Source organism: Pseudoduganella sp. jia 9 (assembly GCF_055502615.1).
Genome location: NZ_JBUPWE010000014.1, coordinates 151129 through 170542, shown reverse-complemented (window position 1 = coordinate 170542; position 19414 = coordinate 151129). Strand labels below are relative to the sequence as shown.

Sequence of the window (19414 nt, the reverse complement as noted above, 5' to 3'; positions counted from 1 at the left end):
TTCATGAAACTGTGGAGCGATTCATTCAAGAATGGCGCCGCGATTCCCGCCGAATTCGCGTTTGCCGAGCCTGATCCGGAAACGCACGTGCGCCTGGCAGGCAACCGTAACCCGCACCTGGCGTGGGACGATATTCCGCCCGGCACGGCATCGCTGGTGCTGCTGTGCATCGACGGCGACGCGCCGACGGTCGGCACGGACGTCAACCAGGAAGGCAGGACGCTGCCGCTGGAGCTGCCGCGCGGCGACTTCTATCACTGGGCGCTGGTGGACATTTCGCCCTCGCTGTCCAGCCTGCCTGCCGGGTCGCACGCGGCAGGCGTCACGCCGCGCGGCAAACCCGGCCCCGTCATTGCCAACGGCGGCAACCGCCTGCGCCACGGCCTGAACGACTACACCGGCTGGTTTGCCAGCGATCCGGACATGAACGGCAGCTACTTCGGCTACGACGGCCCATGCCCGCCGTGGAACGACGAGCGGGTGCACCATTACATCTTCCGCCTGTATGCGATCGACGTGCCGCAACTGCCCGTGGAAGGCGATTTCACGGCCCAGCAGGCGCTCGCCGCGCTGCACGGCCATATCCTCGACGAAGCACAGATCATCGGCACCTATTCGTTGTTCAACCCCACCCTGAAGCGCGCATGAGGGAAGACACAAGCACCGAGCTGCTGCTGATACGCCATGGCGAAACGGCATGGAATGCCGTGCGCCGCTTGCAGGGCCACCTGGACATCGGCCTGAACGACGCCGGCCGGCGCCAGGCCGCCGCGCTGGCGCGGGCACTGGCCGCCGAGCCACTGGCGGCCATCGTGGCTTCCGACCTGCAGCGCGCGATGCACACCGCCGAGGCGGTTGCTGAATATCACCACGTGCCGTTCCACACGGACCGCGCACTGCGCGAGCGCGGCTATGGCGTATTCGAAGGCCTGTTATATACGGAAATCGAGGAGCGCTATCCCGATCACTTCGCCGCATGGCAGGGGCGGCACGTGGATTCCATCATGCCGCACGGCGAGCGCCATGCCGAAAGCTTCCGCCATTTCTACGAGCGCTGCATCGCCGCCATCGGCCGCTGGGCCGGGCAGTATCCCGGCCAGAAGATCGCCATCGTGGCCCACGGCGGCGTGCTGGAATGCGCCTACCGCGCCGCCCGCGAAATGACACTCGACAGCCCGCGCGACTTCCAGGTGCGCAACGCCAGCATCAACCGCTTCACCTTCGCCGACGGCAAGCTGGCCCTTACGCACTGGGGCAACGTCGACCACCTGGCCCAGGCGCTCGACGACATCGTCTGAAAAGTTGCCGCAAAAATGGGGACGGACCCTGTTTTTGAGGCAACACCAATACAAAAATGGGGACGGACCCTGTTTTTGAGGCAACACCAATAGGGTGGGCATGAATGTTCTGCACCACCAGGCCGGCGTATCCAGCGAAACAGCAATCGACATTCAGGGACGCAGCAAGGGCACCGGACCACATGTTTTTCAGGGTATTTCTTTAAAAACAGGGTCCGTCCCTATTTTTCAGCATGTTTGCCAGAAATTTCCCTAAAAACAGGGTCCGTCCCTATTTGTTTGGGTCCGTCCTATTTATTTGTCAGCGGCCGATGACCTTTACCAGCTTCGGTGCCGCGGCGGCGAAGCCGGATGGGCCGCCGCTGGCGCTCAGCGTGCCGTCCGACTGCTTCCACCGCAGCTTGCCGCTGACCACGCCCTTGCCCTTTTCATAGTCGTACGACAGCCCGTCGTCGTCGTACAGCGTGAACTCGGCATCGCCGGCGCCGGGGTAGACGAGGATCTGTTCGATCGCCTGCCTGCCGGCGGTCGACTGCACGGCGGCGCCCAGCGGCACGATCGAGCCGGCCTTGACGAAGACCGGGATCTGGTCGATCGGCGCGGCCACCTTTACCCATTGCCCGCCGGCCAGCTTTTCGTTGGTCCACCAGTTGTACCAGTCGGTGCCCGCGGGCAGGTAGACGTTCTTTTCCGTCTGACCCTGTTCCGTCACCGGCGCCACCAGGAATGCGGGGCCGAACATGTATTGCGTGCCGATATTGGCCACGTTCGGATCGCCGCCGAAGTCCATCCACAGCGGGCGCATGAACGGCGCGCCGGTGTCGTAGGTCATTTTCGCCTGGCTGTAGATATAGGGAATCAGCTGGTAGCGCAGGGCGTTGAACTTGGCCATCACCGCCTCGGCCTGCTTGCCGAACGACCACAGCTCCGCTTCCTTGCGCGAGCCATGCAGGCGCAGCGTCGGCGTGAACGTGCCGTACTGGAACCATCGGGTATGCAGTTCCGGGTAATCGTGGTTCTGGCCGACGACGTTGCGGGCGTCCGATGGATCGAGCAGCGGCGCCCTGGTGGCTTCCGTTGTCTGCGGCAGGTTCTGCCAGCCGCCGATGTCGTTGCCCCAGTAGGCGATGCCGGAAGCGGTCATGTTCAGGCCGGCCGGGATCTGGCGCGCCAGCGCTTCCCACGTGGACTTGATGTCGGACGACCAGAACAGCGCGCCGGTGCGCTGCGAGCCGAGATAGGCGGCGCGCGACAGGATCAGCACGCGGCGGTTCGGCTTCCACGCGCGCATGCCCTCGGCAAAGCCTTCCACGTGCACCAGCGGATACAGGTTGCGGTAGCGGTCGCCCGTGCCGATCGAAAAACGCAAGCCGTCCGGCACCAGGTCAGGTTCGGTCTCATCCAGCCATGGGTAGTCGAAGCCGCGCGACAGCACGTTGTCGCGCACCTTTTCAAAGAACCATTTGCGGGCAGCCGGGTTGGTGGAATCGATCAGGCCGCCGGTACGGTCGGAACGGAACGGCAAGCCATCCTGCGTCTTGCCGTCCTTGTCTTTCAGCAGGTAGCCCTTGGCATCCAGTTCGTTGAAATAGCGGCCCGCCGTCTCGAAGCGCGGCCAGACCGAGATGATCGACTGCATGCCCATCTCGTGCAGCTGCTTGTTCATGCCTTCCGGGTCGGGGAATTGCGCCGGGTCGATGTCGAGCTGGCCCATGCGCGTCCAGTAGAACCAGTCGACCACCATGATGTCGAGCGGGTAGCGTTTTTCACGGTAGGTCTTGGCGATGCGCAGCACCTGGTCCTGGCTGTCGTAGCGTGCCTTCGACTGGATCAGGCCGAAGGCGGCCTTGGGTGGGATCGGCGTCTTGCCCGTCAGCCGCGCATAGCCGGAATACAGTTCGTCGGCGTTCTTGCCGGTAATGATGAAGAAGCTGACCCGCTCGCCCACATTGGACTGGAAGCGCGTGCTGCCGAGTACGCCTGCGCTGAACCGGGTGGCGGACGGGTTGTCCCACACGATGCCATAGCCCTTCGACGACACCATGAACGGCACGCAGACGGTTTCGCCGCCCGGCGCGTCGTACCAGTGCTTGCAGTCGAGCGTACGGCCGCGCAAGTCCAGGCCGGACAGCGATTCCTGGTTCTGGCCCATGCCGTAGTAATGCTCGTCGGCCGGCGCGTGGAACTCGGCACCGACCTGGTAAGTCTTTTCCTCGTTGACGGTGTGCGGCGACATTTCCCAGCCCGACATCTTCAGGATCTGCTGCCCCTGTGCATTGCGCACTTCCAGCCCCACCGGCGCCAGCGACGGCGCGAAGTACTTCTGGCTCTGCGTGGGAGTCTTCGGCTCGGCCGCGGGATTGATCCGCAGCGTCATGCCGGTCGACGCGAACGTGTCGCCATCGGCGGCGGGGCGGTGCTGGAATGCCTTGTTGTCGGCATGTTGCGCGATGATCCCATGACCCGGGCCCTTCAGTACCTCGGCCTTGTCGACCGCGATCGTCACGTGGACGATATTGGGGCCGTAGGCTTCGACCGACACGAAGGCGCCGTTGCGGTCGAGCGTCGCCAGCGGCGCGGAACAGACGGTTCCGGCGGTGCCGGCCAGCAGGAAGGCCGAAGCAATGGCCGTGGCCAGCCGGGTAGGGGCGCAGCCAGCCGGACGGCGCGCGGTCGTGATCCTCGTTTCCATGTCCTTGCTCATCTCCATATGTTATATAACACGCCATTGTTAGCGCTACCTCGATGATCGGCGAGCATTGGCGTTATGTCAACCGCTGGAAAAGGCGGCTTCCATCGGCACGCCCGTCCGAAAAATTTCCATGCATAACTCCTTGTTTCATAACCGGAAAGCTGCACACTTGCCCGTTTAATACAGATTAGTGCGTATTAATTGAGCAGCGCTTGGGTTAGAATTGCAGGTTCCTCCGGCAAGTCTCCTTTGATACCCAAGTGCAAATCGGTCCTTATCAGCTGCGCAATAACGTGTTTGTCGCCCCGATGGCGGGCGTGACCGACAGGCCATTCCGGCAACTCTGCAAGGAACTCGGTGCCGGCTATGCCGTTTCCGAGATGGCGGCGGCCAACCCGCGCGTGTGGGCCAGCGAGAAAAGCGCGCGCCGTACCGATCACACCGGCGAAATGGAACCGAAAGCGGTGCAGATCGCCGGTTCCGATCCGCAGGAACTGGCCGACTGCGCGAAGTTCAACGTGGACAAAGGTGCCCAGATCATCGACATCAACATGGGCTGCCCCGTGAAAAAGGTGTGCAACAACTGGTGCGGCTCGGCGCTGCTGCAGTTCGAAGACCTGGTCGAACGGATATTGCATGCCGTGGTCGGAGCGGTGGACGTGCCCGTCACATTGAAGTTCCGCACCGGCTGGAACCGCGAAAACAAGAATGCGCTGAACATCGCCCGCATCGCCGAGGATGCCGGCATCCGCATGCTGACGCTGCACGGCCGCACCCGCGCCGACGGCTATACCGGCGATGCGGAATACGACACCATCGCCGCCGTCAAGGCAGCCGTCAGCATCCCGGTGGTGGCCAACGGCGACATCACCACGCCTGAAAAGGCCCGCTTCGTGCTGGACCGGACCGGCGCCGACGCGGTGATGATCGGCCGCGCCGCCCAGGGCCGCCCGTGGATTTTCCGCGAGATCGATCATTACCTTCGCACGGGTGCCCACCTGCCGCCGCCGCTGGTGGCCGAAGTGCGCAAGCTGATGGACGAACACCTGCGTGCCCACTACGCCTTCTATGGCGAGTACCTGGGCGTGCGCACCGCGCGCAAGCATATCGGCTGGTATGTGCGCGACCTCCCGGGCGGGGAGGATTTCCGCCAGGAGATGAACCGCCTCGAGTCCACCACCGAACAATTGCGCGCCGTGGACAGCTTCTTCGAATCCCAGTGGAAGCATGGCGAGCGGTTACAATACCGCCTCGCCGAAGACATGCTGGCCGCCTGACTTGGCGCCAGATCGGCAAATTATTACGTTAAATAGAAGAACATGAGCAAAGAAAGTATCCAGGAAGTTGTCACGAAGAGCCTCGAAGAGTATTTCAACGACCTGGGCGAACAGCAACCGTCGAACATCTACGACATGGTCGTGATGACCGTCGAACGGCCGATCCTGCAAGTGGTGATGCACCGTGCCGACGGCAACCAGTCGCACGCCGCGCAAATGCTGGGCATCAACCGCAATACGCTGCGCAAGAAATTGCAGGAACACGGCCTGCTGTAAGGCTTTTCGTCCGGCCTCTTGGGAGTGGCTGCGGCGGCCGCTTCGTGCCGGCGACCGCTCGATAACAAGAATTTTCAACCTGGACTACAGCCATGATCAAACAAGCTCTCCTCTCCGTTTCCGACAAGACCGGCGTTCTCGATTTCGCCCGTGCCCTGTCGGCGATGGGCGTCAATCTCCTGTCCACTGGCGGCACCGCCAAGCTGCTGCAGGAAAACGGCCTGGCCGTGACCGAAGTCGCCGATTACACCGGCTTCCCGGAAATGCTGGATGGCCGCGTGAAGACGCTGCACCCGAAAGTACACGGCGGCATCCTGGCCCGCCGCGACTTCCCGGAGCACATGGCCAAGCTGGATGAGCATGGCATTCCGACGATCGACATGGTGGTCGTCAACCTGTACCCGTTCCAGGCCACGGTGGCCAAGGACGACTGCACGCTGGATGACGCCATCGAGAACATCGATATCGGCGGCCCGGCCATGCTGCGCTCGGCGGCGAAGAACCACAAGGATGTCGTGGTGATCTGCGACCCGTCCGATTACGGCCAGATCCTGGCCGAGATGAAGACCACCGATAACTCGCCGGGCTACATCAGCTACGAAACGCGCTTCAGGCTGGCCAAGAAGGTCTACGCGCACACCGCCGCCTACGACGGCGCGATCACGAACTACCTGTCCAGCCTGGGCCCGGACCGCGCGCACGCCAGCCGCGGCGCGTATCCGCAGACGCTGAACGTCGCGTTTGAAAAGGTGCAGGACATGCGCTACGGCGAAAACCCGCACCAGGGCGCCGCGTTCTACCGCGACACCAAGGCGGTGCCGGGCGCGCTGGCGAACTACCGCCAGCTGCAGGGCAAGGAACTGTCGTTCAACAATATCGCCGATGCCGACGCGGCATGGGAATGCGTGAAGAGCTTCACGGGCATGGACCAGCCGGCCGCCTGCGTGATCGTCAAGCATGCCAACCCGTGCGGCGTGGCGCTGGGCGGCTCGGCCGTGGAAGCCTACGGCCGCGCGCTGCAGACCGATCCGACCTCGGCGTTCGGCGGCATCATCGCCTTCAATGTGGAAGTCGATGCCGCTGCGGCCACCGAGCTGGCCAAGCTGTTCGTCGAAGTGCTGATCGCGCCGTCGTTCACCGATGAAGCAAAGAAGATCATGTCGGCCAAGCAGAACGTGCGCCTGCTGGAAATCGCCCTGGGCGCGGGTGTCAATACCTTCGACTTCAAACGCGTCGGCGGCGGCCTGCTGGTGCAGTCGGCCGATGCCAAGAACGTGCTGCTGGCCGATACCCGCGTGGTGACGAAGAAGCAGCCGACGCCGCAGCAGCTGGCCGACCTGATGTTCGCGTGGAAGGTGGCGAAGTACGTGAAGTCGAACGCGATCGTCTTCTGCGGCAATAACATGACGCTGGGCGTGGGTGCCGGCCAGATGAGCCGTATCGATTCCGCGCGCATCGCCTCGATCAAGGCGCAGAACGCCGGGCTGACGCTGGCCGGTTCCGTGGTGGCTTCCGATGCGTTCTTCCCGTTCCGCGACGGCCTGGACGTGGTGGTGGACGCCGGCGCGACCTGCGTGATCCAGCCGGGCGGCTCGATGCGCGACCAGGAAGTGATCGATGCCGCCGACGAGCGCGGTGTGGTGATGCTGTACACGGGTACGCGCCACTTCCGGCATTAATAGTGCTCAGCCCGTGATGCGGGACCGATGATTCCACTGCCTGGCAGTCGGAATCTGGTCCGACAACACTGGCTCGGCAGCAATGCCGCACCCCACAGCGCCCGCGACTAGCGGGCGCTTTGTTTCCTGCATATAATCCCCAGATGATCATTCTCGGCATCGACCCTGGCCTGCGCACCACCGGCTTCGGCGTCATCCACAAGCAGGGCACGAAGCTGCGCTATGTTGCGTCCGGCACCATCAAAAGCGGCGAGGGGGATCTGCCCACGCGCCTGAAGGTCATCCTCGACGGCGTCATGGAACTCACGGCTACTTACCAGCCGGACTGCGCCGCCATCGAAAAAGTCTTCGTCAACGTCAACCCCCAATCCACGCTGCTGCTGGGCCAGGCCCGCGGCGCCGCCATTTGCGGGCTGGTGAGCGGGGCGCTGTCGGTGGCCGAGTACTCGCCCACGCAGATCAAGCAGGCCGTGACGGGCACCGGCAAGGCGGCCAAGGAACAGGTGCAGCAGATGGTGGCGCGGCTGCTGACGCTGCCCGGGCTGCCCGGCACCGACGCGGCCGACGCGCTCGGCGTGGCGATCTGCCACGCCAATTCGCATGACACGCTGGCAGCCATTGCCGCCACGGGTATGACACAACTGCACATGAAGCGCGGCCGCCTGGTCGGCTAAACTCTTCCCATCTTTGAAAACGTAAGGCTGTGCCATGATCGGACGTCTCTCCGGTGTTCTGCTTGAAAAAAATCCGCCCCAGTTGCTGGTCGACGTGCAAGGGGTCGGCTACGAGGTCGACGTGCCGATGAGCACCTTCTACAACCTGCCGCACACGGGCGAGCGCGTAACCCTGTTCACCCACCTGACCGTGCGCGAGGATGCCCACCTGCTGTACGGCTTCGGCCACGCGGAGGAACGCGTCGTCTTCCGGCAGCTCATCAAGATCAGCGGCATCGGCGCGCGCATGGCGCTGGCCATCCTGTCCGGCATGTCGATCGCCGACCTGTCGCAGGCCGTCACGCGCCAGGAAGCGGGGCGCCTCGTCAAGATACCGGGCATCGGCAAGAAGACCGCCGAGCGCCTGCTGCTGGAACTGAAGGGCAAGCTGGGCGCGGACCTGGGCGCCGCCGGCGGTGTCGCCGCGGTACCGGATGCGCAGACCGATATCCTGAACGCGCTGATCGCGCTCGGCTACTCGGACAAGGAAGCGCTGCTGGCGCTGAAGACCGTGCCGGCCGGCGCCTCGGTGTCCGACGGCATCAAGCAGGCGCTGAAGGCGCTCTCCAAAGGATAAATGATGACTATCCAGACCGATAGTTTCACCGAACAGCGCATCATCGATGCAGCGCCCTCGTCGCCGAACGAGGAAGCGATCGAACGCGCGCTGCGCCCCAAGCTGCTCGACGAATACGTGGGCCAGCAGAAGATCCGCGAACAGCTCGAGATCTTCATTTCCGCCGCGAAGAAGCGCAGCGAGGCACTGGACCACACGCTGCTGTTCGGCCCGCCGGGCCTGGGCAAGACCACGCTGGCCAACATCATCGCCCGCGAGATGGGCGTCAACCTGCGCCAGACGTCCGGCCCGGTGCTGGAGCGCCCCGGCGACCTGGCCGCGCTGCTGACCAACCTCGAAGCGAACGACGTGCTGTTCATCGACGAGATCCACCGCCTGTCGCCGGTCGTCGAGGAAATCCTCTACCCGGCGCTGGAGGATTACCAGATCGATATCATGATCGGCGAAGGGCCGGCCGCCCGCTCCGTGAAGCTGGACCTGCAGCCGTTCACGCTGGTGGGCGCCACCACCCGCGCCGGCATGCTGACCAACCCGCTGCGCGACCGCTTCGGCATCGTCGCCCGCCTGGAGTTCTACACCACCGAGGAACTGGCGAAGATCGTCACGCGCAGCGCCGCGCTGCTGAAGGCGAACATCGACGACACGGGCGCGCTGGAAATTGCCCGCCGCGCGCGCGGCACGCCGCGCATCGCCAACCGCCTGCTGCGCCGCGTGCGCGATTACGCGGAAGTGAAAAGCAACGGCGACATCACCAAGGACGTGGCCGATGCCGCGCTGGTCATGCTCGATGTCGATACGGTCGGCTTCGACGTGATGGACCGCAAGCTGCTCGAAGCCGTGCTGTTCAAGTTCAACGGCGGTCCGGTCGGCATCGGCAACCTGGCCGCGGCCATCGGCGAGGCCGCCGACACGATCGAGGACGTGCTGGAACCCTACCTGATCCAGCAGGGGTATTTGCAGCGTACGCCGCGCGGCCGCGTGGCCACGCCGGCGGCCTACGAACACTTCGGCCTGAAGCCGCCGCGCACCAGCCTCACCGGCGAACTCTGGTAATGCGGGCGATGCCATGAAGATCTGGGTCGATGCCGACGCCTGCCCGGGGGCCGTCAAGGAAATCCTGTACCGCGTGGCCGAGCGCGTGCAGGTCGATGTCACGCTGGTCGCCAACCAGTTGCTGCGCGTGCCGCCGTCGAAGTACGTACGCTCCGTGCAGGTGCCCGCCGGTTTCGATGTGGCCGACCGCGAGATCGTGCGCCTGGCCGAGCCCGGCGACCTGGTGATCACGGCTGACATTCCGCTGGCGGCGGATATACTGAAGAAAGGCGCCCATGCCTTGAACCCGCGCGGCGATTTCTATACGCCGGACAATATCGCGCAACAGCTGACGATGCGCGCATTTCTCGACGAACTGCGCGGCAGCGGCGTCGATACCGGCGGCCCTTCCGCGTATGGCCAGGCCGACCGCCAGCGCTTTGCCAACGCGCTGGACGGGCACCTGCGCCGCCACCTGAAAAAGTAAGTCACCCGACAGCCGGAGGCCGACCATGCTGACCAGAACATTCGTTGCCGCGCTGGCATTCGCCTGCAGCGCGATAGTGCAGGCCGCCGTGCCCGTCTACGACTATGTCGTCAGGAACACGTATCCGCACGACCCGGCCGCCTTCACCCAGGGCCTGTTCTATCGCGACGACGTGCTGTACGAAAGCACCGGCCAGTATGGCGCCTCGTCGATCCGCAAGGTGGAACTGGAAACGGGCGAGGTGCTGCAAAAACGCGACCTGCCGGCCAATTATTTCGGCGAAGGCATCGCGCCTGTCGGCGAGCGCATCTACAGCCTCACATGGACCAACGAACGGGGCTTCATCTTCGACATCGATACGTTCGAGCAGACTGGCTCGTTCGGCTACCAGGGCCAGGGCTGGGGCCTGACCGGCGACGGCAAGGTGCTGTACATGAGCGACGGCACGGCCTTCATCCGCGTGCTCGATCCGGCCACGATGGGCGTGCTGCGCCGCATCCGCGTCACGGCCGACGGCATCCCCGTCGCGCAGATCAACGAGCTCGAATGGGTGGGCAATGAAATCTTCGCCAACATCTGGCAGACCGACCGTATTGCCCGCATCGATCCCGTGTCCGGCCAGGTACGCGGCTGGATCGACCTGACCGGGCTCGACGAACTGGCCGGTACCGCGCCGGGTTCGGACAATGTGCTGAACGGCATCGCCTGGGACAGCAAGACGCGGCGCCTGTTCGTCACCGGCAAGCGCTGGCCGAAACTGTTCGAGATCCGCCTGACGAGACGCCTGGGCAAATAGCATCAAGGCAATAAATGGCGCCTGGCCAATGGGCGTCAGCTATCGCACCAAGTCTCATCGCACCAAGTCTTCTATCGCACCAAGTCTTCTATCGCAGCAGGTCTCTTGAGCCAGAGTCGCCGCGGCCGAATGCCGGGCGGTTTGTCGCCGGCTGCTTACAATTTTCCGGCAATCTCACTGAATCCTTATGCGACGCGGGTCCGCATAATGCAGGTATTAGATGATCATTCGCCGCCTGGAAGTGGCGGCGGATACCAGACAGGAACCGGTTTCCCGGTACGACCGGAAACGGCTCCGCCAGCGCCAAGTGGCAGGAAGTGTTGTATTTTCGGGGGCTTCGGCCCCCGGCTTTTTGTGTCTGCCCTGATCAATCCTGCCTGATCCAGGTCTGCGACCTGCCCAGCATCGGCACGCCGATATAGCCCCGCACTTCGAGCTTCCTGCCCCCATCCACCAGCTTCATCCTGCTTTTATAGACCTTGCCGTTTTCCGGATCGAGGATGGTGCCGCCGCTGTAGCCGTCGCCATCCTTTTTCATGCCGTCGATGATCGACAGGCCGATGACTGGCCGGCCCTTGTCCTCGCCCTGGCACTTGTCGCAGGTCGGATGCTGGTCTTCGCCGGCGGCGCGGTACAGCTTTTCGACGCGCCCCATCAGCACGCCGTTCGACTCGCTGATGCGGATGTCGGCCTTCGGCTTGCCGGTCTGGTCATCGATGTTTTTCCACAAGCCCACGGCGGAAGCGTTGTCGGCAAGCGCGGGCAGGGCGGTGGCGAGGAGGGAAAGAGTGAAAAATAGCGGGGCGGTGCAGCGCGCGGCTCGCATCGGCGTCTCCTTTGGAATGATTGTCCGCGCAGTGTAACGCAGCCGATAAAAAAGCCGGAGCGGGCGAACCCGGTCCGGCTTTGCAGGCGCTGGCGGAACTTACTCGGCCGGCAGCTTGGCGAACTGCTCGCGCAGCTTGTCGAGCGTGGCCGAGAACGTGGCGACACGTTCCTTTTCCTGCGCTACCACGGCGGCCGGCGCACGCGCCACGAAACTCTCCGACGACAGCTTGCCGGAAGCCTTGGCCACTTCGCCTTCCAGGCGGGCGATTTCCTTCGACAGGCGCTCGCGCTCGGCCTTCACGTCGATCTCCACCTTCAGCATCAGCTTGGTGGTGCCGACCACGGACACGGCGGCCGGCGACTCCGGCAGCGCATCGACGATCTGTACTTCGGACAGCTTGCCCAGCATTTGCACGTACGGTGCGAAGGCGGCGATCTTGTCCTTGTCGGCAGCGGTGGCTTCGACGATCAGCGGCACGCGCACCGACGGCGACAGCTTCATCTCGCCGCGCAGGTTGCGCGTGGCATCGGTCAGGCCCTTCAGCTCGGCGATCCATGCCTCGGCGGCCGTGTCGATGGCGGCTTCGTTGGCGATCGGGTACGGCTGCACCATGATCGACTTGCCTTCGGTGTCGCCCTTGCCAGCAAGGGGCGCCACCGTCTGCCACAGCTGTTCCGTCACGAACGGGATCACCGGATGCGCCATGCGCAGCACCACTTCCAGCACGCGCAGCAGCGTGTTGCGGGTGGCGCGCTGCTGGCCTTCGGTGCCCTGCTGCACCTGCACCTTGGCCAGCTCCAGGTACCAGTCGCAGTACTCGTCCCACACGAACTTGTAGATCGCGGTGGCGATATTGTCGAAGCGGTAGTCGGCAAAGCCTTTCGCCACTTCCTGCTCGGTGCGGTTGAGCAGCGAGACGATCCATTTGTCGGCCGGCGACAGGTCTGCATCGCTGGCGCTGCAATCCTTGCCTTCGGTGTTCATCAGCACAAAACGTGTGGCGTTCCACAGCTTGTTGCAGAAGTTGCGGTAGCCTTCGGCGCGGCCCAGGTCGAAGTTGATGTTGCGGCCCAGCGAAGCATAGCTGGCCATCGTGAAGCGCACCGCGTCGGTGCCGTAGGCCGCGATCCCTTCCGGGAATTCCTTGCGCGTGGCCTTGGCGATCTTTTCCGCGGCCTTCGGATTCATCAGGCCCGTGGTGCGCTTGGCCACCAGTTCCTCGATGCCGATGCCGTCGATCAGGTCGATCGGGTCGAGCGTGTTGCCTTTCGACTTCGACATCTTCTGGCCCTGCGAGTCGCGCACCAGGCCGTGCACGTACACGGTCTCGAACGGCACCTTGCCGGTGAAGTGGGCGGTCATCATCACCATCCGGGCGACCCAGAAGAAGATGATGTCGAAGCCCGTCACCAGCACGGAGGAGGGCAGGAACGCCTTCAGGTCAGGGGTTTCCTGCGGCCAGCCCAGCGTGGAGAACGGCACCAGCGCGGACGAGAACCACGTATCCAGCACATCGCTGTCGCGGCGCAGCGCACCGGTGCTGCCGGCCGCCTGCTGTTTCGCCAGCGCTTCTTCCTCGGTGCGGGCGACGAAGATATTGCCGGCTTCGTCGTACCACGCCGGGATCTGGTGGCCCCACCACAGCTGGCGCGAGATGCACCAGTCCTGGATGTTGTTCAGCCACTGGTTGTAGGTCGTGGTCCAGTTTTCCGGCACGAATTTGATTTCGCCCGAAGCGACTTTTTCCAGCGCCACATCGGTGATCGACTTGCCCGGATTGAACGTGCCTTCCGGCGCCGGCTTGCTCATGGCGACGAACCACTGGTCCGTCAGCATCGGTTCGATGACCACGCCGGTGCGGTCGCCGCGCGGCACCATCAGCTTGTGCGGCTTGACCTGTTCCAGCAGGCCCAGCGCCTCCAGGTCGGCGACGATCTGCTTGCGCGCGGCGAAGCGGTCCAGGCCACGGTAGGCTTCCGGCGCGTCGTCGGCGATCTTCGCATCCAGCGTCAGGATCGACGGCATGTCCAGGTTGTGGCGCTGGCCCACCGCGTAGTCGTTGAAGTCGTGCGCCGGCGTGATCTTCACGCAGCCGGTACCGAAGGCCTTGTCGACATACGAGTCGGCGATGACGGGGATCTCGCGATCGGTCAGCGGCAGCTTCAGCAGCTTGCCCACCAGCGCTTCATAGCGCTCGTCGGTCGGGTCGACGGCCACGGCCACGTCGCCCAGCATGGTTTCCGGACGGGTCGTTGCCACCGTCAGCGTGCCGCTGCCGTCGGCCAGCGGGTACTTGATGTACCACATCGAGCCGTCTTCTTCTTCCGATACCACTTCCAGGTCGGAAACGGCGGTGCCCAGCACCGGGTCCCAGTTGACCAGCCGCTTGCCGCGGTAGATCAGGCCCTGTTCGAACAGGCGCACGAACACTTCCGAGACGACCTTCGAGCGCGGCTCGTCCATCGTGAAGTATTCGCGGTTCCAGTCCGGCGAGGTGCCCAGGCGGCGCATCTGGCCGGTGATCGTCGAGCCGGATTTTTCCTTCCACTCCCAGACTTTCTCGACGAACTTTTCGCGGCCCAGGTCATGGCGCGAAATCTTTTGCGCGTCGAGCTGGCGCTCCACCACGATCTGCGTGGCGATGCCGGCATGGTCGGTTCCCGGGATCCAGGCCGTGTTATGGCCCAGCATGCGGTGGTAGCGGGTCAGGCCGTCCATGATCGTCTGGTTGAACGCGTGGCCCATGTGCAGCGTGCCGGTCACGTTCGGCGGTGGCAGCTGGATGCTGAAGGAGGGCTGCGAGAGATCCATCGAAGCGGCGTAGTAACCGCGCTTCTCCCATTCGCTGCGCCAGAACTGTTCAATGTCGGCAGGCTCGAAAGACTTGGCTAATTCCATGATCCGGGATGTAATTTTGGCGAAAACGACCATTATAAAGCGGCCGGGCCACCCGGATGCCGCGGAAAAAAGAAAACCGGTGACAGGCACCGGTTTTCAGGAAATATTTCCACGGGGATGCGCCGCAGCGCGGCGGCCTGTCCCCGGTTTTGACTGTATCAAGCCGCCAGCCTGGCGCGTTCGCGGGGGCGCTGGCTGGCGCGCTGGCCTTCCACCTTGAACACGGCAATGGCCTGCGCCACGCAGCGCGTTTGCTGCACCAGTTCACCGGCGGCGGCGGCGGCCTGTTCGACCAGCGCGGCGTTCTGCTGCGTGATGTCGTCGATCGAGGCCACGGCCTGGTTGACCTGGCCGATGCCGAGGCTTTGTTCCGTCGCCGTGTTGGAAATCTCGTTCATCACCTGCTTCACCTGCGCGACGGAGGCAATGACGTCGGCCATGATCGTGCCGGCGCTGCCGGTCAGCCGGGTGCCGGCATCGACCTTGTCGATCGACTGGTCGATCAGTGTCTTGATCTCCTTGGCCGCGGAGGCGGAGCGCTGGGCCAGCGCGCGCACTTCGGAAGCCACCACCGCAAAACCGCGGCCCTGTTCGCCCGCGCGGGCCGCTTCGACGGCCGCGTTCAGGGCCAGGATATTGGTCTGGAAGGCGATGCCGTCGATGATGCCGATGATGTCGAGAACCCGGTGCGACGAAGCGCTGATGCCTTCCATCGTGGTGACCACCTGCGAGACCACGTCGCCGCCCTGGCCGGCCATTTCCGAAGCGCGCTCGGCCAGCCGGTCGGCATCGGCCACGTTGGTGGCGCTCTGCCGCACGGTGGAATTGAGCTGTTCCATGCTGGCCGCGGTTTCCTGCAGGCTCGATGCCTGCGACTCGGTGCGGCCCGACAGGTCCATATTGCCGCTGGCGATTTCGCCGGTGGCCCGTTCGATCATGGCGAAATTGCTGCGCACGTCGCCGATGATGCTGCGCAGGTTGATGGTCATCTGGCGCAGCGCGGCCAGCAGTTCGCCCGTTTCATCGTCGCGCGCGGCCTCGAAGGTGGCGGTCAGGTCGCCGCCGGCCAGTTGCCGGGCCAGGCCGGTGGCCGTGCGCAGCGGTGCGGCAAGCGCGCCATGCAGCGTCCAGCCCAGGTACAGCGAGGCCAGCGCCGTCGCCGTGGCGAGCGTGGCCAGTACATTGCTGCCGTTGCCGAAGAGGTTGGCCGCGCAGGCCGCCAGGACCACCGCCGGCAGGACGCCGGCCAGCACCAGGCGGCATCCCAGCGACAGGCGCAGGCGCGCGCGCAGGCGTTGCAGCGGGCCATCCGCCACCACCTTGCCGCGGCTGATCTTCAGGCCCTGCGCCTTGCCATTCCTGAACGCGGCATACGCCTGCGCGGCCTGCTCGACCATCTCCCGGCTCGGCCGGGTGCGCACCGACATGTAGCCGACCGGCTTGCCGTTTTCGATCACCGGCGTGATGTTGGCCAGGACCCAGTAGAAGTCGCCGTTCTTGCAGCGATTCTTGACCATGCCGGTCCAGGGAAAGCCGAGGCGGATCGCGCGCCACAGGTCGGCGAATGCCTCGGGCGGCATGTCCGGATGGCGCAGGATATTCTGCGGAGCACCGATCAGCTCTTCTTCCGTAAAGCCGGAAATGCTGATGAAGTACGGATTCGCGTAGGTGATGTTGCCTTGCAGGTCCGTCGTCGAAACGATGGTCTTGCCTTCCTCGAGAAGGACTTCATGGCCGGTAACGGGCAGGTTGGTCCGCATGGTTGATCGCTTTCTTGTCGGTCTGGTAAGGGATGCCGGGGCATCGGCATGCGTCGCACTGGCTGGGGGACAGTAGGTGATGCCACGGGCATCGATGACGGCTGGGATGAGGCCGTCGGAAGTCGGATGCAAGCTTATCAGAGAGAAGTGGCGAAGAATAGCGGAATGTATCCTGCGGGCAACAGTCTGGGGCGACATGTTGCCGGTGGCAGGTTGCCGCCAGCCCGGCTGCTAGCCGCGCGGGCCGGGGCAGCTCACGCTCCACGGCAGCAGTTCGTTGCGGGTGCGCCGCACCGCGACACGGGCTTCGCCGGCGATGTCGTTCTCGAACACGAGCACCGGCAAGCCATCCTTGCCACGGTCGAGGCCGGTGAGCCGGTAGCCGCGCGAGCGCGACGGCGCGCACGACGTGTTCCCCGCCATCAGCAGGCGGGCGCTGCCGAGGATACCGGGATGTTGCTGAAGCAGCATCAGGATGTCCATTTCCGCCAGCGGCTGGAACAGCCGCACCGGCGTGTCGGGCTGGGCACCGCATTGTGGCGCATGGTGGATCCAGACCAGCGTCTGCGGCGGGCCGGATTCGCGCCAGCGCGCTTCCTTGCTGCCGCGCGGATCGTATTCGTACACGGCACGCGGCTGGCGGCACAGCGGCAGCACGGCACGTTGCGCCGGGCCGTCGACGGTGGCGGTAACACGGCGCTTGCCGCGTTTTCCTTTCTCACGGCTCACGTTGAACTGCGGCCGCAGCAGGCCGCGGCCTGCCTGCGCGGCGGCGTGCGTGTTGTACCAGTCGAAGAACGACTCCTGTTCCGCCGGCGTGGCCGTCCGTGATTCCGGGGCCGCCATTGCCGCACCCGCCTGCATCGCTGCCGCCACCGCGGCGCCTACCCACTTGCGCATCGTTATCCTTTCGTCGAGATACCGATTATAGGCGTTAGTGCTTGCAGTAAAGGCACGGTTCATGGCTATAATGGCGTCGCTGCCTTCATCGAGGGCGGCAAACGCTAGGGGTCCTGCGCATGGCTACAGCCGTGCACGGGTGAGAAATACCCTCCGAACCTGATCTGGATAATGCCAGCGAAGGGAAGCTTAAGGATCGTCGCACCCATGCCGCACGGGTGCGCTCGGCCTCATCTCCTTTGCTGGCTCCTGCCCAAAGGAGCCATAGTTGAACGCCCACCAGAAATTTTTGGCCAGTACGGCCGAGGTCGACAGCGCCGCCATCGCGCCGCTGCCCAATTCCCGCAAGATCTACGTGACCGGCAGCCGGCCGGACATCCGCGTGCCGATGCGCGAAATCAGCCAGGCCGACACGTCCGCCTCGTTCGGCCATGAAATCAATCCGCCGGTGACGGTGTACGACACCTCCGGTCCCTACACGGATCCGGACGTGTCGATCGACATCCGCGCCGGCCTCGCGCCGGTGCGCGCCGGCTGGATCGTTACGCGCGGCGACACCGAGGAACTGGCCGGTCCGACCTCGGAATACGGCAAGGCACGGCTGGCCGATGCCTCGCTGGAAGCGCTGCGCTTCAACCTGCACCGCCTGCCGCGCTGCGCCAAAGCCGGTGCCTGCGTGACGCAGATGCATTATGCGCGGCAGGGCATCGTCACGCCCGAGATGGAGTTCGTGGCGATCCGTGAAAACCTGCGGCGGCAGGAGTACCTCGCGGCGATGCGGGAAGCCGGCCCGCTGGGCACGAGGATGGCCGAACTGCTGGGCCGGCAGCATCGCGGCGAATCGTTCGGCGCCGCCATCCCGCAGGAAATCACCGCCGAATTCGTGCGCGAAGAAATCGCCCGCGGCCGCGCCATCATCCCCGCCAACATCAACCACCCGGAACTCGAGCCGATGATCATCGGCCGCAATTTCCTCGTGAAGGTCAATGCCAATATCGGCAATTCCGCCGTGACCTCGTCGATCGGCGAGGAAGTCGAGAAGATGACGTGGGCGATCCGCTGGGGCGGCGACACGGTGATGGACCTGTCGACCGGCAAGCACATCCATGAAACGCGCGAATGGATCGTGCGCAACAGCCCGGTGCCGATCGGCACGGTGCCGATCTACCAGGCGCTGGAAAAAGTGAACGGCAAGGCCGAGGACCTGACCTGGGAAATCTTCCGCGACACACTGATCGAGCAGGCCGAGCAGGGCGTCGACTACTTCACCATCCACGCCGGCGTGCTGCTGCGCTATGTGCCGCTGACGGCGAACCGGCTGACCGGCATCGTCTCGCGCGGCGGTTCCATCATGGCCAAGTGGTGCCTGGCGCATCACCAGGAAAACTTCCTGTACACGCACTTCGAGGACATCTGCCGGATCATGAAGGCGTACGACGTGTCGTTCAGCCTGGGCGACGGCCTGCGCCCCGGCTCGATCTACGACGCCAACGACGCCGCGCAGCTGGGCGAACTGAAGACGCTCGGCGAACTGACGCAGATCGCCTGGAAGCACGACGTGCAGGTCATGATCGAAGGCCCCGGCCACGTGCCGATGCAGCTGATCAAGGAAAACATGGACCTGCAGCTGGAGCAGTGCGGCGAGGCGCCGTTCTACACGCTCGGCCCCCTGACCACCGACATCGCGCCCGGCTACGACCACATCACCTCCGGCATCGGCGCCGCGCAGATCGGCTGGTACGGCACCGCGATGCTGTGCTACGTGACGCCGAAGGAGCACCTGGGCCTGCCGAACAAGGACGACGTCAAGGAAGGCATGATCACCTACAAGATCGCCGCCCACGCCGCCGACCTGGCCAAGGGCCATCCGGGCGCCCAGATCCGCGACAACGCGCTGTCGAAAGCGCGCTTTGAATTCCGCTGGGAAGACCAGTTCAACCTGGGCCTCGACCCCGACCGCGCCCGCTCGTTCCACGACGAAACGCTGCCGAAGGAATCGTCGAAAGTGGCGCACTTCTGCTCGATGTGCGGCCCGCACTTCTGCTCGATGAAGATCACCCAGGAAGTACGTGAATACGCCGCCAGCGGCATGCAGGAAAAAGCCATCGAATTCGTCAAGACCGGCAGCCAGCTGTACAGCAAAGCGTAGCGAACATTTCCAAAAACCGGGGTCAGACCCCGATTTTTGGAAACATTTCTT

The 19414-nt window shown here is 64.3% G+C and carries 16 protein-coding genes and 1 riboswitch; of the genes, 11 read left to right on the top strand and 5 right to left on the bottom strand.

All coding sequences use genetic code 11. From position 1 onward, the window contains the following. Window positions 1-3 precede the first annotated feature (3 nt). Window positions 4-648, top strand: a complete 645-nt coding sequence (locus tag ACY34H_RS19965; protein WP_464979211.1) for a YbhB/YbcL family Raf kinase inhibitor-like protein — start codon at window positions 4-6, stop codon at window positions 646-648. Further along, window positions 645-1298, top strand: a complete 654-nt coding sequence (locus ACY34H_RS19960; RefSeq protein WP_464979210.1) for a histidine phosphatase family protein — start codon at window positions 645-647, stop codon at window positions 1296-1298. Before ACY34H_RS19965 ends, ACY34H_RS19960 begins: the two co-directional genes overlap by 4 nt. 301 nt (window positions 1299-1599) lie before the next feature. Here ACY34H_RS19960 and ACY34H_RS19955 read toward each other — a convergent pair whose 3' ends face one another. Continuing rightward, entirely contained in the window at window positions 1600-3990 is a 2391-nt protein-coding gene (locus ACY34H_RS19955) for a glycoside hydrolase family 31 protein (protein ID WP_464979209.1), read from the bottom strand. Between the two features lie 260 nt (window positions 3991-4250). Between ACY34H_RS19955 and dusB the strand changes: the two genes are divergently transcribed. The 8 genes from dusB to ACY34H_RS19915 all read left to right on the top strand — a co-directional run bounded on the left by dusB (window position 4251) and on the right by ACY34H_RS19915 (window position 10827). Further along, window positions 4251-5267, top strand: coding sequence for a tRNA dihydrouridine synthase DusB (gene dusB, locus ACY34H_RS19950; RefSeq protein WP_464979208.1), 1017 nt, complete (start codon window positions 4251-4253; stop codon window positions 5265-5267). Window positions 5268-5309: 42 nt separating this feature from the next. Continuing rightward, entirely contained in the window at window positions 5310-5543 is a 234-nt protein-coding gene (locus ACY34H_RS19945) for a helix-turn-helix domain-containing protein (RefSeq protein WP_131147721.1), read from the top strand. A 92-nt stretch (window positions 5544-5635) separates the two neighbouring features. Then, entirely contained in the window at window positions 5636-7222 is a 1587-nt protein-coding gene (purH, locus tag ACY34H_RS19940; RefSeq protein WP_464979207.1) for a bifunctional phosphoribosylaminoimidazolecarboxamide formyltransferase/IMP cyclohydrolase, read from the top strand. Window positions 7223-7365: 143 nt separating this feature from the next. Next, window positions 7366-7896 (top strand): crossover junction endodeoxyribonuclease RuvC, encoded by a 531-nt coding sequence (ruvC, locus tag ACY34H_RS19935; RefSeq protein WP_464979206.1) that lies wholly within the window; start codon window positions 7366-7368, stop codon window positions 7894-7896. Between the two features lie 34 nt (window positions 7897-7930). After that, window positions 7931-8512, top strand: a complete 582-nt coding sequence (gene ruvA, locus ACY34H_RS19930) for a Holliday junction branch migration protein RuvA (protein WP_464979205.1) — start codon at window positions 7931-7933, stop codon at window positions 8510-8512. 3 nt (window positions 8513-8515) lie between these two features. Next, entirely contained in the window at window positions 8516-9565 is a 1050-nt protein-coding gene (ruvB, locus tag ACY34H_RS19925) for a Holliday junction branch migration DNA helicase RuvB (RefSeq protein ID WP_464979204.1), read from the top strand. A gap of 13 nt (window positions 9566-9578) precedes the next feature. Further along, window positions 9579-10031, top strand: coding sequence for a YaiI/YqxD family protein (locus ACY34H_RS19920; RefSeq protein ID WP_464979203.1), 453 nt, complete (start codon window positions 9579-9581; stop codon window positions 10029-10031). 25 nt (window positions 10032-10056) lie between these two features. After that, the gene (locus ACY34H_RS19915; protein ID WP_464979202.1) at window positions 10057-10827 is read left to right on the top strand and encodes a glutaminyl-peptide cyclotransferase; all 771 of its coding nucleotides are present in this window, start codon (window positions 10057-10059) and stop codon (window positions 10825-10827) included. Between the two features lie 367 nt (window positions 10828-11194). Here ACY34H_RS19915 and ACY34H_RS19910 read toward each other — a convergent pair whose 3' ends face one another. The 4 genes from ACY34H_RS19910 to ACY34H_RS19895 all read right to left on the bottom strand — a co-directional run bounded on the left by ACY34H_RS19910 (window position 11195) and on the right by ACY34H_RS19895 (window position 17214). After that, on the bottom strand, window positions 11195-11653 hold the full coding sequence (locus tag ACY34H_RS19910; RefSeq protein WP_464979201.1) for a DUF2147 domain-containing protein: 459 nt from the start codon (window positions 11651-11653) through the stop codon (window positions 11195-11197). A 99-nt stretch (window positions 11654-11752) separates the two neighbouring features. Then, window positions 11753-14554 (bottom strand): valine--tRNA ligase, encoded by a 2802-nt coding sequence (locus tag ACY34H_RS19905; protein WP_464979200.1) that lies wholly within the window; start codon window positions 14552-14554, stop codon window positions 11753-11755. 158 nt (window positions 14555-14712) lie between these two features. Beyond that, complete coding sequence (locus ACY34H_RS19900) at window positions 14713-16314, bottom strand: methyl-accepting chemotaxis protein (protein WP_464979199.1); 1602 nt, start codon at window positions 16312-16314, stop codon at window positions 14713-14715. 231 nt (window positions 16315-16545) lie between these two features. Continuing rightward, window positions 16546-17214 carry a hypothetical protein gene (locus ACY34H_RS19895; protein ID WP_464979198.1) on the bottom strand — a complete coding sequence of 223 codons (669 nt, stop codon included), beginning with the start codon at window positions 17212-17214 and terminating at the stop codon, window positions 16546-16548. A 96-nt stretch (window positions 17215-17310) separates the two neighbouring features. Next, window positions 17311-17417, top strand: a riboswitch (TPP riboswitch). A gap of 65 nt (window positions 17418-17482) precedes the next feature. Here ACY34H_RS19895 and thiC point away from each other — a divergent pair. Next, window positions 17483-19363 carry a phosphomethylpyrimidine synthase ThiC gene (gene thiC, locus ACY34H_RS19890; protein WP_464979197.1) on the top strand — a complete coding sequence of 627 codons (1881 nt, stop codon included), beginning with the start codon at window positions 17483-17485 and terminating at the stop codon, window positions 19361-19363. The last annotated feature ends 51 nt before the right edge of the window (window positions 19364-19414 follow it).

Coding starts and splice junctions, on each gene's coding strand:
- ACY34H_RS19905 (WP_464979200.1), bottom strand. CDS start 14,554: ATGGAATTAGCCAAGTCTTTCGAGCCTGCCGACATTGAACAGTTCTGG.
- ACY34H_RS19915 (WP_464979202.1), top strand. CDS start 10,057: ATGCTGACCAGAACATTCGTTGCCGCGCTGGCATTCGCCTGCAGCGCG.
- ACY34H_RS19945 (WP_131147721.1), top strand. CDS start 5,310: ATGAGCAAAGAAAGTATCCAGGAAGTTGTCACGAAGAGCCTCGAAGAG.
- ACY34H_RS19900 (WP_464979199.1), bottom strand. CDS start 16,314: ATGCGGACCAACCTGCCCGTTACCGGCCATGAAGTCCTTCTCGAGGAA.
- ruvC (WP_464979206.1), top strand. CDS start 7,366: ATGATCATTCTCGGCATCGACCCTGGCCTGCGCACCACCGGCTTCGGC.
- ACY34H_RS19920 (WP_464979203.1), top strand. CDS start 9,579: ATGAAGATCTGGGTCGATGCCGACGCCTGCCCGGGGGCCGTCAAGGAA.
- ruvB (WP_464979204.1), top strand. CDS start 8,516: ATGACTATCCAGACCGATAGTTTCACCGAACAGCGCATCATCGATGCA.
- ACY34H_RS19965 (WP_464979211.1), top strand. CDS start 4: ATGAAACTGTGGAGCGATTCATTCAAGAATGGCGCCGCGATTCCCGCC.
- purH (WP_464979207.1), top strand. CDS start 5,636: ATGATCAAACAAGCTCTCCTCTCCGTTTCCGACAAGACCGGCGTTCTC.
- ACY34H_RS19955 (WP_464979209.1), bottom strand. CDS start 3,990: ATGGAAACGAGGATCACGACCGCGCGCCGTCCGGCTGGCTGCGCCCCT.
- ruvA (WP_464979205.1), top strand. CDS start 7,931: ATGATCGGACGTCTCTCCGGTGTTCTGCTTGAAAAAAATCCGCCCCAG.
- ACY34H_RS19960 (WP_464979210.1), top strand. CDS start 645: ATGAGGGAAGACACAAGCACCGAGCTGCTGCTGATACGCCATGGCGAA.
- ACY34H_RS19910 (WP_464979201.1), bottom strand. CDS start 11,653: ATGCGAGCCGCGCGCTGCACCGCCCCGCTATTTTTCACTCTTTCCCTC.
- ACY34H_RS19895 (WP_464979198.1), bottom strand. CDS start 17,214: ATGCGCAAGTGGGTAGGCGCCGCGGTGGCGGCAGCGATGCAGGCGGGT.